This is a genomic window from Streptomyces cynarae (assembly GCF_025642135.1).
In the GTDB taxonomy this organism is placed as follows: domain Bacteria; phylum Actinomycetota; class Actinomycetes; order Streptomycetales; family Streptomycetaceae; genus Streptomyces; species Streptomyces cynarae.
In genome coordinates this window covers 7,845,777-7,860,335 of record NZ_CP106793.1, presented here as the reverse complement: position 1 = coordinate 7,860,335, position 14,559 = coordinate 7,845,777, and the positions used below count along the sequence as shown (strand labels likewise).

Below are 14,559 nucleotides of genomic sequence, written 5' to 3'. Positions count from 1 at the left end.
CCCGCGGACGTCGGCTGGCGGGTGGCCTTCGGCAACGGCGGCTCCCTCGGACTGAGCACGAGCGGGCGGTGCCCGCCGGTACCGGCCAGGTCCCGGCGGTCCGCCGTACGCCCCGGGGGTGGCCGGCCCCGGTGGTCCGACCAGCCGCACGGCCGTCATGGCCGACCGGTCGCACAAGGAGGAGATCGACGAGGTGGCGCCGGCACTCGAACGGTACGGGCCGCTCGGCCGACAGGCGCTTGAACAGGCCGTCAGGGGGCGCGCCTGGGGCCTTGGCCGCTTCCGCACCGCTCTGAAGGACACGGTCGAGGAGTCCCGGGCGCAGCGGCTGTCCTCCGGTGCCTATACCCGGCCGGCCCGCGCCGGCCGCTGACGGGAGGGATGTGGAAGATGTCCGACGGTACGGCCACAAGGCCCGCGGCGTTCGTCTTCGACCTGGACGGGACACTCGTCGACAGCGTCTACCAGCACGTCATCGCCTGGCAGCAGGCGTTGAGCGAGATGGGCATCGGCCTTGCGATCTGGCGGATCCACCGGAGGATCGGGATGAGCGGTGGCCTGCTCGTCCAGGCCATGATGCGCGAGACCGGCGTACGGCTGACGCCGAAGGAGGCCGATGAACTGCAGAACGCCCATCACCGCCACTTCGAAGGCTGGACGAACGCCATCCGGCCGCTGCCCGGGGCCGCTGAGCTTCTCCGGACGCTGACGGACTGCGGCGTCCCCTGGACGATCGCCACCAGCGCCCGCCGGGACGACGCCGCACCCATGCTCGCCAGACTCGCCGTGCCGCCTGACGTGCCGACGGTCACCCGCGAGGAAGTCAGCCGCGCCAAACCTGACCCCGATCTGTTCCTGGAGGGCGCGGCGCGACTCGGAATTCCCGCCCGCGACTGTGTCGTCGTCGGAGACAGCGTGTGGGATCTGCTGGCTGCGCGGCGGGCGGAGGCACTCGGAGTGGGGTTGCTGTCCGGAGGATACGGGCAGGACGAACTGGAGCGGGCCCAGGCGTTCCGGGTGTACGCCGACCCCCTCGACCTGCTGGGGCACATCGACGAACTCGGCGTCCGGGACGCGCACGGCGCCTGAGCGCGACGTACCCGTCCCTGGGCGGTCCGGCACCCGAAGTCAGGCGGCGGCGAATGTGTTCGATTCGCTGTCCATGGGGCGTTCCGGTGTCTGCATGCCGTGCGGGGCGGATCAGGACTGGTCGAGTTCGTCCTGGACCGACGGCTTGGGGGACGTCACGCAGGTGCTGCGATTGGCCGGGGCGGCCGCTGTGCCGGGCCTGCTCCGCGCGCTGCGTCGCGCTCAGGTCCAGGTCGGATGCCGGGTCGACGCGCACCGACCTGGCCATTATCCCGGTTGCCGTACTCGTCCGGGGGAACGGCGTGAAGCGCCTTGACCACTTCCTCGGGCGCTCCGGCATTCTCGGCGGCCTTGACCAGTTCCTCTTTGCCGGCAGGGAAGTCGACGTCCTGCAGCGCGTCCAGCACGTCCCGTACGCTTGTGGAAGACATATCTCCTCCTCAGTTTTTGCCCCGAGGTACTTCGTACTCGTGCCCTATCTGTGGCATTCCCGGCAAAACCGGCTGCTGGCGATGTTGAAGCATTCCGGAAAATCCTGTGCCCGACGCCCGAATCCAGGGGAGATCACAATGCCCGGCAATATCGAACGTGCCGCCCTGCGCACCGCGGCTCAGGCCGCCGAGCAGATCCTGGCGAACGCCACCGAGCAGGCCGAGCGGCAGCACCCGCAGGACCCGTACGCCCAGCGCGTGGCCGAGGTCGGGATGCTCACCGGTGCGTTGAGGGTCCTGCTAGACGCGGTGCGCCCCTTTACCGAGGAAGGTGAAGAAGGCGGGCAGTGACCCGCGCTTTCGGCACCGGCCGCGAGGTCCGCGTCGGCATTTCGATCGCCGTTTGGGGCAGTTCATGCGCGGTACCTGTGATGGGTTGCAGGATTGGAGGCGCCAAGGACAGCGACGAATTTGTCCGGCTCGTCAGCTGGGCGGGCCCACGTGCCCTAGGGCGTGTTTCAGAAGTGGATCTTGATGTGTCAAGATCCACTTCATGGGGAGGCACGATCTGACGAATGCGCAGTGGGCGAAGCTGGAGCCCCTGCTTCCCGCTGGGAAGAAGTCCGGACGGCCACCGGTGCACACCAAGCGGCAGTTGATTGACGGCATACGCTGGCGCACCCGCGCTGGTGCTCCGTGGCGGGATGTTCCCGAGCGGTACGGCCCTTGGGAGACGGTGTACGGACTGTTTCGGCGTTGGCAGCGGGACGGCACCTGGCACCGCATCTTCGAGCAACTGCAGGCCCGTGCCGACGCCGAGGGGCTGATCACCTGGGACGTCTCGGTGGACTCAACCATCGCCCGCGCCCACCAGCATGCGGCGGGTGCCCGCAAAAAGGGGATCTGCAGGTCGAGCCGCCGGGCGGTGTGTTCACCGAGCCCGACGACCACGGGCTCGGACGCTCCCGGGGCGGGCTGACGACCAAGCTCCACCTGGCGGTCGAGCAGGCCCAGAAGCCGATGTCGCTGGTGATCACGGCCGGGCAGCGCGGTGACTCCCCGCAGTTCCAGGTAGTCCTGGGCCGTATCAGGGTGCCCCGGCTCGGGCCGGGTCGCCCGCGCACCCGACCGGACAAGGTTCGCGCCGACAAGGCGTACGGCTCCCGCGCGAACCGCGCCTACCTGCGCAAGCGCGGTATCCGCTGCACGATCCCGGAGAAGCGGGACCAGGTCGCCAACCGCAAGAAGCGCGGCTCCCACGGCGGCCGGCCGCCGAAGTTCGACGCGGCCGACTACAAAGAACGCCACGCGGTGGAGTGCGGGATCAATCGCCTGAAACGCCACCGTGCGGTCGCCACGAGATACGACAAACTCGCCGTCCGCTACGAGGCGACCGTGCTGGTCGCAGCCATCAACGAGTGGCTGTGACCAGCACTTTCGAAACACGCCCTAGGGGCAGGCTAAGGAGCTGAGCGGGGCCACGATGCTGACGCTGGCCGAGCGGATCACCGGCGGCGAGGCCAGGCACTTGGCCGGCGTCCTGCCCGCCGAGATCGCCCCGCCCCTGGTCCCACCGGAGGATGTCGCCCAGAAATTCGGCGTTGCCGAGTTCGTCCGGTGAGTGAGTGAGTGAGTGAGCGTGCGGGCGCCGATGAGGCCGTGGCGCGCAGGGGCGTTGCGGCGCTTTTCATGACTCTGGGAGAGGCCGTCCCCGCCCCGGCACGGAGTTCCAGGACGTGATGTTGCAACTGCCGAACGAGTTCCAGAACATCTAGCGTCGGACATCCCCGCGCCCGAATACGGCTGCGCGCACGCGATGAGAATCGCTCGCAGCGCTTGTTTGACATCCACCTGGCTGGTGGGAGGCTGGAAGAAGCGGTTGCGCGGCATGTGCGCTGCCCGGTACTGCATTCGAGGGCCCGGCGGACGTGGCTGGCCTCTGGTCCGTGGCTGGCTTTTGGCCATGCCTGTCAGGTGTTATGAGGCGGATTCCATGGAATCACGGCCAGTGCCATCGCCGACCGGGGAGTTCATCCGGCACCAGCGGCTCACCGATCCCCACACCCGAAGACTACCGAACAAGCCAAATAACTCAGCTTATTAGGCCCGGACTTCCGTGTCCGCACCGAGGTCATTGCCCCGGACGAGGATGTGGACCCTGGACGCGTGGTTCGCAGGAACAGCGCCGCCTGCCCGGCGGAGTTCCCGCCGCCGACCACGGCGACCGGATCCGCCCGGCAGAGACTGGCATCGTGGACCGTCGCCGCTAGACGCTGATGCCCTCCAGACGGTCGATGCCGGGCACCGCGAGCGAGCGCGCACCACACGCCCGAGCCGAGCACCACGGGCCCGCCCGGATCCGGAACCCGTCTGTGAAGGTGACCTCGTACTCGTCGTCCTGCGGGGTGAGCCCGCTGACCTGGGCGGCACCATGAGGTGGGCACCGAACTTGTGGGCCTTGAGTACCGCGCGTTCGGTGAGCTCGCCCCCGGAGACGCCCGAGGGGAAGCCAAGGTAGTTCTCGATGCGGGACGAGATGCCGGCCTGGCCTCCGGTTGCCACGGGGGCGACGGTCACCGTGGTCAGGCTGGCGCAGGCACCGCACACGGCGGCGGCAAGTCCCGTGGGGCCCGCACCTACCACCATTACGTCCCACCGCCCGGCCTTCGGCGAGGGGCATCTGGAAGGGCGAGCGGGTGCTGCGCAATCCGAGAAACGCCGAACTCTCCCGCTCATCGGGCTGCGCGCCTACAGGAGTCTCCTCGGGACGGATGGCCAATCGACGCGGCAGCGCCTCCGCCTCTTTGCCTCCTCCAGATCCACCCAGCGATGGGGCAGCCGGTTGCGAGCGGCGTACTTACGTAGCCGCAGCGTGTCCGGTGATTAACACGAGCACAGGGTCCGGAAGCCGTCACCGAGACCGATGAGCAGATACCTGCGGCCCAGGTGAGCGCGGAGGATCACGTCGCCGAGGACAGGACGCGGCCGCCAGAGCGCGCTGCCACTCCACCGGTACGGCCACGATCTTGCCCACCTCGCGCACCACGGCGGTATCGAACGCCGCCTTGCCCAGCAGCCCGAATTCACCCGGGAACTTGCCGAGTCCGTGCAGTGTCACGGTCCCGCTGAGGATCGCTAGGAACTCCTGGAACGGCTCGCGCTCGCGGTGCAGCACCTCGCCCTCGGTGGTCCTGCGGCGCTCACCGTGCCCGGTCAGGTCCTGGAGCTGCTCCGGTGTCAGACGCGGGAACGCCCCGCACCGGTCCAGTGTCTCGCGGATCGCACCATGCCTGTGCTCGGCCGTGCTCATCAGACCAGGGCCTCGTGGACGTAGCACCAGCGTCAGTCCTCTCCTGGCTGGAAGGACTGCACGACAGGGTGACCTGCGTTTCCCGCGTGCCGCCTGGCGTGCGGTGGCTGCTCAGCCACGCCCCACGATGGTTTCCTCCATTCCCATGTCGAACAGGACCAGGGTCGGCACGACCATCGCCCGAAACTGGTGCGCGAACGCCGGCGCCGGTCGATGTCGACCTTGAGCTCGCAGGCGGGCTGGTGTTCGGGTCACCGAATTCAGCTCTGTCTTGACCTTGTCCGGAGCCGCGAACTTTCTTGTGCCCCGTGGCACACCCTCTTTCCTGGTCGGCGGTTCGGGTGCCGTCGACCGGCTACGGCAATACGGAGGCCAGCGAGTTCGGAAGACCGGATTTGAGGTGGTCCCACTCGCCTTCGCTGACGTGGCGTTCCAGAGCCTCCAGCACGGTGCGAACGACTCGTTCGATGCCGCCGCCGACCGAGTAGGGAAAGTCGTCCCGGACGCGCTGGAGGAATTCCTCGCCGCTCAGCTTCACTGGTGTCTCGGACGGCTTCCATCCGTCGTAGTAGACGCCGCGGATCAGGGTCGGGAGCTGCGCCCCGAAGTGCGCGGCCCCGTCGACGGAGAGCCGGTCCCGTAGCCCGTGCAGGACGGCGCGCAGTGCGGCGTACGACTGCTTTCGGCGTTCCTTGGGCCAGCCGTTGGCCTCCTCGATTTCCCTGAGGAGCCGGTTGGCTTTGTCCACCATGGTGTCGAAAGAGGAGAAACCCGTTTCGGTCATCGCATGGCTCCTTTCGTGCCCGAAGCGCCCGACGGTTCTGGACCGTTGCACACCGGCCACTGTGACGTTCTCGGCGTCCTCCCTCCGGGCAGTCTCAGCCGGTGCTCGAAGGCACCGGTCCGGCGGGTGCCACGGTGCGGGACGCCCTTGCGCTCCTTTTCCTTGATCTCTCCGGTGACCACCAGGTCCTGTCCGTTGGCCTCGATGTCGATGTCCTTGCTCTTGACACCAGGGAGTTGGATCTCGACCTCGAAGGCGTCGTCGGTCTCTGTGACGTCCGCGAGTGGGGGTCCACGCGGCTGCGGACGCGGCGCCGCCCACCGTGGACTCGAGCGATCCGCTCATCTGAGTGAGCAGTTCGTCTTCCGCGGCGGTCCATCGTGTTCACCCTCCTGCAGCGGTTCGCTGGCCCGCCATCGCTTGCTCGACCCACGAACGCAGGACGTGCGCAGGTACCGCGCCGACCTTGCCGGCGAGCGTCTTGCCCTGGTCCAAACGACGAGGAGGGTCGCCACCGCCTGCACCTCGAAGCCGCCGACGGCCCCATGGATATTGTTGATGTCGACCTTGACGGGCTTGATCCGTCCGGCGAGGTCGCGGGCGACCTGTCCGAGGGCGCGGGGCTGACCATGCGGCAGGGGCCGCACCAGGTGGCCCACGCCAGGTTCCTACCGGTGCACACGGAGATTCTCGAGCACTCCCCAGGGTGACGAACCGGGTGGCTCAACGCCTGCGCCTGGCGAGTCAGGAATGCACAGGTCCGGTCGCCCCACGAGTACGAAAGAAAAGATCCACATATCTCGGGTAAGCCGGCCCGTGAGCGGGTACGCGAAACACCGCTCGCCTCCCTGTAGGATTGGAGAGAACGGAGTGATCCCATGGTCGGCAGCCGGGCGCACAACCTGTACCGCTGGCGCTCCGACCGGGAGGGCAGCCCTCCGCGGGGCAGCGCCGGGCAGCGCCCCACGGCCGCGCCCAGGGGGTTCCGGGTGCCCTCTCGCACCCCAGCCGCCCATGACCTGCGCGAACTGGTTGCGCTCTCCCGCGCCCTGTTCGACACCCCGGACGAAGGCGAGATCCTGCGCTTGGCCATGGACTACGTAGCCGCCGCGGGGCCGTACAGCGCCGAGGCCGGATACCTCAAGGTGGACGACGATCTGGTCCCCAGCCCGAGGAACGGGGAGATCCATGCCCCGGCCGTGGACTGCAGGGTGCGGGAGCTGGCCGGGCAAGACGGCCCTGTGACCGTACCCGGCTGGCCCTGGGGCCGGGCCCTGGGGCTCCGCGGACTTGAGAGGCTCCACGGCTACCTCGTGGTGACGTCCCGCTCCCGGCCTACCGAGGCCGAGTACTCCCTGCTCGTCACGCTCGTCCGGCACACCGCCGCTGCACTGTCAGTAGCCTTCGCACACCGCCGCCAACGCGAGGACGTGCTGGAACTGCACCGGCTAAGACGTCATCTCAATTGGTGGCTGATGGCGTAGATAGTTGCTGGCAGGCGTGCCGTGGGGACGGTTGAATGTCGTCGTGAGCGACCACTGGACACCCGCGCATCACGCGGTCGAGCAGGAGGATGCTGAGGCCTTGGCCCGGTTGCTGGCCGCTGGTTCCGATCCCGATGAGGTCTTCAGCAACATGACGCTGCTGACGCACGCGATCGATGTCGAGGGTGATGGCTCTCTGCAGAGCGGGCAGCCGTTGACTGTGCACACCACGGCCGTGCTGCTTGCCTTCGGGGCTGATCCGGAGCTCGCAGACCCAGACGGCCGCACCCCCATGGACATGGCCAATCACCACGGCCACGACCTGGCCGTGAAACTGCTGCAGGCCCACATCAGCAGACAAGCCGCCGATAACAGATGAGGGTGCAGGCGATGCTCGTGAAGGCGAGGAAGTGCTCGGCCTTACGCTCATAGCGGCGGTGGAGGCGGCGGCAGCCGGCGAGCCAGGACATGGTGCGCTCGATGGTCCAGCGGTGGCGGCCGAGTCGCTGCGAGGTCTCGATCCCCTTGCGGGCGATGCGGTGCTTGATGCCGCGCTCTCGTAACCATCGCCGCAGGTGAGGATAGTCGTAGCCCTTGTCTGCGTGGAGCTTGTCCGGCCTGCGTCGCCGCCGCCCGCGGCGGGAGCGGATCGGTGGTATGCCCTTCACCAGGGGAATCAGTGCCTGGCTGTCGTGCAGGTTCGCCCCGGAGATTCCGACGGACAGGGGCAGACCCGTCCGCTCGGTGATCAAATGGATCTTCGATCCGTACTTGCCCCGATCAACAGGATTCGGGCCTGTCAGGTCCCCCTTTTCAGGGCCCGCATGTTCACCGAGTCGATCGCGCAGCGGGACCAGTCCAACTCGCCGCGGGAGCCGAGCTCGTCGAGGACCAGGCGGTGGAGCTTGGCCCACACCCTGGCCTGCGTCCACTCGGCAAAACGGCGGTGAGCCGTCGCCCCCGACGGACCGAACGACGCAGCGGGCAACTGCTGCCACGTGCAGCCCGACGTGGCCACGAACACGATCGCGGCCAGCACTTCACGGTCGCCATGCCGGCGGCGGCCACCGCCCTGAGGCCGCGAAGGGGCGTCAGGCACCACCCGCTGGAACAACTCCCACAATTCGTCCGGCACCAGCCGCTCAACAATCCTCACCACGACCCACAGCCTACCGATGCCACCAATTGAGATGACGTCTAAGGGGGGAACGCGCCTCCCTTCAGCGGCAGCTGATCTCCGTCGCGGTTGAGCTTAGGTACCAGCGGGCCGTTCACGCGCTCATGGCCGACGTCGCTGCCTCGGGCGGCGGCGAGGAAGCCATCACCCGCGCACTGCACGGGCTCACTGGACTCCCCGCGCTGATCGAGGACCGCTTCGGTCGGCTGAGGTCCTGGACCGGCCCTAGCCGACCCGACCCCTATCCGGAACCGGACCCCGTGCGCCAGGACGAAATGCTGCACGCCGTCGCCCGAGAGGTCGGGCCGGTGCGGATAAAGGACCGTCTGATCACCCTGGTCCGCCCGCACGGCGAGATCCTGGGCGTGCTGGCCCTGGTCGATGCCCGGGACGAGGCCGACGAGCACACCGTGCTCGCCCTGGAACACGCCGCCACGTCGCTCGCCCTGGAACTGGCGCACCTGCGCAATCTGGCCGAAGTGGAGCTGAGGCTGCACCGCGAGTTGGTCGACGACCTCCTGGCGGGGACTGACGAAGCGAGCGCCTACGCCCGGTCCGAGGCAGTCGGACACGACCTGCACCGCAGCCACTACGTCGTCGTGGTGCAGTGGTCGGACCGGACTGCGGACGACTCCTTTGCGCAGACCGTGGGCCGGGCGGCCTCTGCCGTGGGCATGCGCTCGCTGTTGACCCGACGTTCCGACCACGTGGTCCTGGTCGCCGACAACAGGCCGCACGCCCGCGCGCTGTACGAGGCGCTCGCCCGGGAGACCGGGACACGGTCTGGGACGATCGGGGTGAGCGCCCGTTGCGACTGCCTGGACGACATCCCCCACCGCTACCAGGAGGCGCAGCGCGCCCTGGAAGTGCGCCGCCACTCCCGCGAGCACTACGGCACGACGTTCTTCGACGAGCTTGGCCTCTACCGCATCCTGGGACCTGGCAGCGATTACCGGGAACTGGAGACGTTCGTCCACGAGTGGCTCGGGCAGCTCATCGACTACGACTCCCGGCACCACGCGGCCATGGTGGAGACCCTGTCCCGGTACTTCGACTGCGGCGGCAATTACGACGAGACCGCCGACTCCCTCGCAATCCACCGCAGCACGCTGCGCTATCGGCTCCAGCGCATCCGCGACATCAGCGGCCACGACCTCGCGAACGTCGAGGACCGGCTGAATCTCCAGGTGGCGACCCGAGTGTGGAAGATCGTGCTGGGTGGGCCCGGCTGAGGCGCCCACGCACCGCGGCGCCGGCTCCGCTGTCCCCATCACCGTGGGGAGCAGGATGCGGCCAGACTGAAGAAGAGGTCGTCGAACCGGGCCGCGTACTCCTCCAACGGCCCCGGCGCAGACGGACACGGACGGCGAGCGGTCATCTACAGTCCCCAGCACGGCAGTTGACTCCTACCACCGGCCTACGACCAAGCCGAACTGCCGTCAACCCACGCCACCGCCGGATTTAACGGACTACCGGTAACTGCTGCCATTTCCGCCCCTTTGCTGATCCGCCGTCAGCGCCCGCTCCACAACGCCCTGGTGCGACCCACCGAACCCCCGCTGGGTACGCCGGCCGACCTGGCCGACGGAGCCGGGCCGTGCGTCAGACCGCCCTCGAACCCGGCCACCGGATACTGCTCTACACCGGCGGTGTCGTGGAATCACGCGACGAAGGCGGCGAGGAGTTCGGCCTGGAGCGCTTCACCGAGTACGTCACCACCAGCACAACGAACTCAGCGACGACGCGACCATCGTGCTGGTCGAGTGGCAGCCGCCCAGCGGCCGCGGCCCGCGCAGTAACCGTTCTCGGCCCGTCCGGCCAGGTCGAAATGCTTGACGGTCTCGCGGGAGCGGCCGCACTCGACCGGCCTGGAGTTGACGATCCACAATGCTGAGCGACGGCAACCGTGCTCCCTACCGGCTGTTACAAGCCGCAACCGACCAGCGAAGCCCAATAGCGCGGCGCCGCACGCGCGGGCCTCATCATGGCCGTAGCGCGTCAAGGGCTCCGCCGATTCGGCGGTGTGCCCCGGACAGTCACGCCGGTTCGGTCGTGTCGCGCGGCCGACGGGCGCCGTTGAGCAGAGCATGGCGATGACACCGAGTCGGCCGCTGACACCACGGACGGGTGCGGTGCCACCCGTCCTGCCCAACGAGTGAGCCACGCGGGCCAGGACCACTCACCGTCCTGGAGGAACCGTGACCCGAGCTGAAGACAAGGCGCCACCGATCGGTGCCCTGAACGGGCGCATGCTGATGGCGGCAGTGGTATCCGCGATCAGCGGGATGCTGTACGGCTACGACACAGGCGTCATCTCCGGCGGGCTGCTCCAGATCGCCAAGGAGTTCCACATCGGAAACACCATGAAGGAGGTGATCGCGGCCGCGATCCTCCTGGGTGCCGTGGTCGGCTCCCTCGCCTGCAGCCTGCTGTCCGAACGTGTCGGTCGACACCGCACGATCCTGATGATCTGCGTGGTGTTCGTCCTCGGCAGCCTGGCCAGCTCACTCGCACCCACTGCGGTCGCTCTGGCCCTGTCCCGGGTGCTGCTCGGCTTCGCCGTCGGCGGCGCCACTCAGACCGTACCCGTGTACGTTGCCGAGCTGGCCCCCAAGTCGATCCGTGGACGTCTGGTGCTCTGCTTCCAACTCGCCATCGGTGTCGGCATCGTCATCGCGACGCTCGTGGGTGCTAGCGAGGCGATCTCCTGGCGGGAGGCGATCGGCGCAGCCGCCGCACCGGCACTGGTGATGCTTCTCCTGCAGTTGCGCCTGCCCGAGAGCCCGCGGTGGTTGGTGCTCAAGTTCGGCCTCGGTCGTGTGGAGGAGGCGCAGAAGGTGCTCTACAGGTTGCGGCCCGACGGCTACGACGTCTCGTCCGAGCTCGAAGAGATCGTCGCTCTGGAGGGACGCCAGCAGCGGACCAGCAGAGGCAACCGCGGTTGGAGCGGGCTGCGGCAGCCATGGGTACGGCCGGCCTTGGTAGTCGGCTGCGGCATTGCCCTGTTCACCCAGCTGTCCGGCATCGAAATGATCATCTACTATGCTCCGACCATCCTGACCGACAACGGCTTCTCCAAGACGACCGCGCTCTGGGTCAGCGTGGCGCTGGGCACGGTCTACCTCGTCATGATGGTGGTCGGCCTGATCATCGTCGACAAGGTCGGTCGCCGCCGGCTGACTCTGGTGATGGTGCCCGGCACGGCGCTCAGCCTGTTCGCGCTCGGCGCCTTCTTCGTCACCGGCCACTCCGGCCGCGCCTACGTGCCACCAATCGTCGCTTGCCTGCTGACCTTCATGTTCTTCAACGCTGGCGGGCTCCAGCTGATGGGCTGGCTGACCGGTTCCGAGATCTACCCCCTGGCGGTGCGTGCGGCGGCCGCAAGCGTGCAATCGGCCACTCTGTGGGGCACGAACCTGCTGATCACGCTCACACTGCTGACGATGATCAGTATCTTCGGTGTGGGCCAGGTGTTCTGGATCTACGGGATGTTCAACGTCGCGGCGTGGCTGTTCGTGTGGTGGCGGATGCCCGAGCTCACCGGGCACAGCCTCGAAGACATCGAGAGGCACCTGAAGAGCGGGCGGTTCCGCCCGCGCGACTTCGCTCGCGTCTGACTGCTTGAGCAGGACCATCCGGGGACGCGCGTCCGGCAGGTGCGGTCGCATGCGCGAGCTGATGCGTGAGCCGATCGGGATCGCCCAGCGCGCCGGTATGCGCAAGCACTTCCACTTCTCCCTTCACTCCTTGACAACGGCCGCCACTGTGGGAGGCCCTGACGCTCAAGAACTGCTTATCCGCATAGCCCAAGAGCAACTTGTTGACAAGGTCGATCCAAGCGGCCCTGGTGCTCGTCGGCGGAGCCGGCTGGGAACGGTGGGGCGCTGGCGGGGTGCGTCCGCCGGGGCTACGAGTCAGGAGCTGGGTGGCTGTTCCGGCTCCCCGTCGTTGGCGGTGAACACTTTGGTGAAGGTGGCTCCGCAGCGGCAATGGGAGTGCTCTATCAGTTCCCCGGCTTCGGACACGCTCAGCCCCTGACTGAGTCGCACGTGCACATGATCGGCCATGAGGAGCTGCTTTCCTTGACGTCCGTTATGCGCCTCAGGGTGACGACTCGTCGCGTTCGATGGCAATGTCGCAGCTCACACCAAGTGTTTGATCTTTGTGTGCCCGCCAGTCTTCCTTCGCCCCAGCTGACGTCCCGGCGGCACCTGTTCGGCGCACCCGCAGGCCGCCGGACTGGTCACTGCCCCCCGCTTGCTCCGGGCGGGCGGCAGCGCTCCACGAAGAATTGGCACTCTCCTGCTGGGAGTGCCAATTGGCTGGGTCGGGTGACGTGCTCGCGCGGCCCTGAGCGGAGCGCGTGGTCGCACGGGCGAAATGCCGCGGGCGTCACCCTGCTCCGCCATTGTCGACCCAGGCATCGATGCGGAGGATTCGCAACAGTGACTGCCAAGATCATCGCCTATGAGGAGGAGGCGCGCCGCGCGGTGACCGTCCCGCTCAAGCAGATCGCCCGCAACGCCGGCCTGGAGGGTGGAGTCGTGGTGGAGAAGGTCCGCACCCTGCCCGTCGACCACGGCCTGGACGCCGCGACCGGGGGGTGGGTCGACATGCTCGCCACTGGGATCATCGACCCCTCACTCGCTCCGCCCTGCACAACGCGGCGTCCATCGCCGGCCTGTTCCTCACCTCAGAGGCCTTGATCGCCGAGAAGCGGGAGGAGAAGGAGGCAGCGACCGCAGGAGCCGGCGTCGATCTGTGACCGTCGCTGCGTGCGGCGGCAGATCAGGGGGTGTCGATGGCTGAAGTGCTGTCGGCACCCGCTTTTCGCGTCGGTCGACCGATGTCGCCCGAGTGTCGGTGATCAGCGCGAGATCTATCTCCCGATTCCTGCAGAACTACTCGAAGGATCGAGCTTTGCGGCCAGAGCGTGGACCGTGCGGGTGGGGCGCACCTTGATCAGCCCATGCCGAGCCAGCCCAGCAGGGTCTGGAGCAGAACGACGGCCGACAGCAGGGCGATGACGGACACGCACACGGAGGCCACGGCGCGGAAGAGGGGGCCGTTGGCGGCTGCGCCCAGGACGCTGTGGCGGTTGGCCAGGGTGAGGACATAGGTGAGCAGGATGGGGGTGATCAGACCGTTGACGACCTGGGCCCGCACCAGAAGCTGGACCAGGTTGCCGGGGATCAAAGCGATGGCGGCGCCGATGAGAATCTGTGCCGAGAACAGCCCGAGAAACAAAGGGGCTTCGCGAAAACGGCGGGAGACGGAGCTTTCCACACCGACTGCCTCCGCGACGGCGTAGGACGTGGACAGCGGGACCACGGCGGCGGCCAGTGCCGAGGCGCCGAGGAGCCCGAGGCCGAAGAGCTGTGCGGCGAAGCGGCCCGCCACCGGCTTCAGCGCCGAGGCGGCCTGCGCCGCGGAGTCCAGCGGTGCCCGAGTGGTGATCGCGGCGGCCGTGGCGATGATGATGAACATGCTGATGGCGTTGGCGAAGATCGATCCGGCGACGGTGTCGGTCTTCTCCCGCGGGTATTCGGCGGGGCCGATACCACGGTCGGCCACGGCAGCGGCGACGTAGAACTGCATGTACGGGGTGATCGTGGTGCCGATCAGCGCGACCCCGAGCAGCAGGAAGTCCTTGCCGGCGACGAAGTGCGGCCAGGCCAGCTGGGCTCCGGCCTGCCTCCAGTCCGGGTGGGCCAGGACGGCGGCGAGAGGGTAGGTGAAGAACGCCAGCGACAGCACCAGGAAGATCTTCTCCGCGTACCGGTAGGAGCCGAGGACCACCAGCGCCCACACTCCCGCCGCAGCGAGCGGTACCGCCATATAGCGGGAGGCGCCGAGAAGTTCGAGGGCGGCGCCGATGCCGGCGAACTCGGAGACCACCAGGCCCAGGTTGGCGATGATCAGGCATAGCAGGGCGAAGGCGGTGACACGGACGGAGAACTGCTCGCGGATCAGCCCGCCGAGCCCGACACCGGTGTAGGCGCCGAGCCGGGCGCACATCTCCTGCACGACCACCAGCGCGACGGTGACCAGGAGCATGAAGAACAGGGTGCGGTAGCCGTACTGTGCTCCGGCCGAGGCATAGGTGGCGATCCCGCCCGCGTCATTGCCCGCGTTGGCGGCGATCAGGCCGGGACCGGCGACGGCCAGGGCGGTGACCAGGCGGCGCCTCCAGCGCGGCGCGGGCCGGTCCGGCGCAGCCGTGGCGGGCACGTCGGGGACGGCGGGTGCCGTGGTGGAGTTCCGCTCCATGACCGTGGCCTTTC

General features: G+C 68.1%; 14 protein-coding genes and 5 pseudogenes. 11 read left to right on the top strand and 8 right to left on the bottom strand.

The genetic code is table 11. From position 1 onward, the window contains the following. The first annotated feature begins 118 nt into the window (after window positions 1–118). Both N8I84_RS35425 and N8I84_RS35420 read left to right on the top strand, forming a co-directional pair. A complete protein-coding gene (locus N8I84_RS35425; protein WP_263233546.1) occupies window positions 119–373 on the top strand; it encodes a hypothetical protein in 255 nt (84 codons plus the stop codon). Window positions 374–390: 17 nt separating this feature from the next. Then, window positions 391–1,089: an HAD family hydrolase gene (locus tag N8I84_RS35420; protein ID WP_263233545.1), complete on the top strand. Its 699-nt coding sequence runs from the start codon at window positions 391–393 to the stop codon at window positions 1,087–1,089. Between the two features lie 155 nt (window positions 1,090–1,244). Here the strand turns inward: N8I84_RS35420 and N8I84_RS35415 are convergent, their stop codons facing one another. Continuing rightward, entirely contained in the window at window positions 1,245–1,496 is a 252-nt protein-coding gene (locus N8I84_RS35415) for a DUF2795 domain-containing protein (RefSeq protein WP_263234989.1), read from the bottom strand. On the opposite strand from N8I84_RS35415, the gene N8I84_RS35410 reads away from it, so the two are divergent. The 3 genes from N8I84_RS35410 (at window position 1,392) to N8I84_RS35400 (ending at window position 3,141) form a co-directional block, all read left to right on the top strand. Beyond that, window positions 1,392–1,871 carry a hypothetical protein gene (locus tag N8I84_RS35410; protein WP_263235075.1) on the top strand — a complete coding sequence of 160 codons (480 nt, stop codon included), beginning with the start codon at window positions 1,392–1,394 and terminating at the stop codon, window positions 1,869–1,871. The two genes, N8I84_RS35415 and N8I84_RS35410, sit on opposite strands and share 105 nt — an antisense overlap. Before the next feature lie 202 nt (window positions 1,872–2,073). After that, window positions 2,074–2,948 (top strand): IS5 family transposase gene (locus tag N8I84_RS35405; RefSeq protein WP_390898982.1). Its coding sequence is split into 2 segments (ribosomal slippage): window positions 2,074–2,455 and window positions 2,455–2,948, totalling 876 coding nucleotides; the frame shifts between segments, so codons are not numbered across the junction. 55 nt (window positions 2,949–3,003) lie between these two features. Then, entirely contained in the window at window positions 3,004–3,141 is a 138-nt protein-coding gene (locus tag N8I84_RS35400; protein WP_263233543.1) for a DUF2267 domain-containing protein, read from the top strand. A 1,290-nt stretch (window positions 3,142–4,431) separates the two neighbouring features. Here the strand turns inward: N8I84_RS35400 and N8I84_RS35395 are convergent. From N8I84_RS35395 to N8I84_RS35380, 4 genes and pseudogenes are all read right to left on the bottom strand, one after another. Next, a complete protein-coding gene (locus N8I84_RS35395) occupies window positions 4,432–4,830 on the bottom strand; it encodes a cyclic nucleotide-binding domain-containing protein (protein WP_263233542.1) in 399 nt (132 codons plus the stop codon). A gap of 355 nt (window positions 4,831–5,185) precedes the next feature. Continuing rightward, window positions 5,186–5,614, bottom strand: a complete 429-nt coding sequence (locus N8I84_RS35390) for a DUF2267 domain-containing protein (protein WP_263233541.1) — start codon at window positions 5,612–5,614, stop codon at window positions 5,186–5,188. Continuing rightward, window positions 5,611–5,856, bottom strand: coding sequence for an Hsp20/alpha crystallin family protein (locus tag N8I84_RS42875; protein ID WP_313884355.1), 246 nt, complete (start codon window positions 5,854–5,856; stop codon window positions 5,611–5,613). Before N8I84_RS42875 ends, N8I84_RS35390 begins: the two co-directional genes overlap by 4 nt. Before the next feature lie 142 nt (window positions 5,857–5,998). Beyond that, window positions 5,999–6,272 (bottom strand): annotated as a pseudogene (locus N8I84_RS35380) (thioredoxin family protein); the annotation flags it as partial. A 220-nt stretch (window positions 6,273–6,492) separates the two neighbouring features. On the opposite strand from N8I84_RS35380, the gene N8I84_RS35375 reads away from it, so the two are divergent. Together N8I84_RS35375 and N8I84_RS35370 are read left to right on the top strand one after the other, a co-directional pair. Beyond that, window positions 6,493–7,098 carry a hypothetical protein gene (locus N8I84_RS35375; protein ID WP_313884315.1) on the top strand — a complete coding sequence of 202 codons (606 nt, stop codon included), beginning with the start codon at window positions 6,493–6,495 and terminating at the stop codon, window positions 7,096–7,098. A gap of 43 nt (window positions 7,099–7,141) precedes the next feature. Then, window positions 7,142–7,477 (top strand): ankyrin repeat domain-containing protein, encoded by a 336-nt coding sequence (locus N8I84_RS35370; RefSeq protein WP_263228084.1) that lies wholly within the window; start codon window positions 7,142–7,144, stop codon window positions 7,475–7,477. On the opposite strand, the gene N8I84_RS35365 is transcribed toward N8I84_RS35370, so the two are convergent. After that, window positions 7,449–8,248, bottom strand: a protein-coding gene (locus N8I84_RS35365) for an IS5 family transposase (RefSeq protein ID WP_263234646.1) whose coding sequence is annotated in 2 segments (ribosomal slippage) — window positions 7,449–7,909 and window positions 7,909–8,248 — 801 coding nt in all. Because the reading frame shifts where the segments join, the coding sequence is not laid out codon by codon here. The two genes, N8I84_RS35370 and N8I84_RS35365, sit on opposite strands and share 29 nt — an antisense overlap. A 44-nt stretch (window positions 8,249–8,292) precedes the next feature. On the opposite strand from N8I84_RS35365, the pseudogene N8I84_RS35360 reads away from it, so the two are divergent. Then, window positions 8,293–9,507: pseudogene (locus N8I84_RS35360) on the top strand (PucR family transcriptional regulator); the annotation flags it as partial. A gap of 365 nt (window positions 9,508–9,872) precedes the next feature. Beyond that, window positions 9,873–9,950: pseudogene (locus N8I84_RS43420) on the top strand (hypothetical protein); the annotation flags it as partial. A 99-nt stretch (window positions 9,951–10,049) separates the two neighbouring features. On the opposite strand, the pseudogene N8I84_RS43415 reads toward N8I84_RS43420, so the two are convergent. Further along, window positions 10,050–10,163: pseudogene (locus N8I84_RS43415) on the bottom strand (IS982 family transposase); the annotation flags it as partial. A 361-nt stretch (window positions 10,164–10,524) separates the two neighbouring features. On the opposite strand from N8I84_RS43415, the gene N8I84_RS35345 reads away from it, so the two are divergent. After that, a complete protein-coding gene (locus N8I84_RS35345) occupies window positions 10,525–11,892 on the top strand; it encodes a sugar porter family MFS transporter (RefSeq protein WP_263234988.1) in 1,368 nt (455 codons plus the stop codon). A gap of 876 nt (window positions 11,893–12,768) precedes the next feature. Further along, window positions 12,769–13,040, top strand: a pseudogene (groEL, locus tag N8I84_RS35340) (chaperonin GroEL); the annotation flags it as partial. A 197-nt stretch (window positions 13,041–13,237) separates the two neighbouring features. On the opposite strand, the gene N8I84_RS35335 reads toward groEL, so the two are convergent. Beyond that, on the bottom strand, window positions 13,238–14,545 hold the full coding sequence (locus N8I84_RS35335) for an NRAMP family divalent metal transporter (RefSeq protein ID WP_263233540.1): 1,308 nt from the start codon (window positions 14,543–14,545) through the stop codon (window positions 13,238–13,240). Between the last annotated feature and the right edge of the window lie 14 nt (window positions 14,546–14,559).

What these genes read in the sequence shown, in the direction of transcription:
- N8I84_RS35420 (WP_263233545.1), top strand. Translation starts at nt 391, where the DNA reads ATGTCCGACGGTACGGCCACAAGGCCCGCGGCGTTCGTCTTCGACCTG.
- N8I84_RS35400 (WP_263233543.1), top strand. Translation starts at nt 3,004, where the DNA reads ATGCTGACGCTGGCCGAGCGGATCACCGGCGGCGAGGCCAGGCACTTG.
- N8I84_RS35395 (WP_263233542.1), bottom strand. Translation starts at nt 4,830, where the DNA reads ATGAGCACGGCCGAGCACAGGCATGGTGCGATCCGCGAGACACTGGAC.
- N8I84_RS35390 (WP_263233541.1), bottom strand. Translation starts at nt 5,614, where the DNA reads ATGACCGAAACGGGTTTCTCCTCTTTCGACACCATGGTGGACAAAGCC.
- N8I84_RS35375 (WP_313884315.1), top strand. Translation starts at nt 6,493, where the DNA reads ATGGTCGGCAGCCGGGCGCACAACCTGTACCGCTGGCGCTCCGACCGG.
- N8I84_RS35345 (WP_263234988.1), top strand. Translation starts at nt 10,525, where the DNA reads ATGCTGATGGCGGCAGTGGTATCCGCGATCAGCGGGATGCTGTACGGC.
- N8I84_RS35335 (WP_263233540.1), bottom strand. Translation starts at nt 14,545, where the DNA reads ATGGAGCGGAACTCCACCACGGCACCCGCCGTCCCCGACGTGCCCGCC.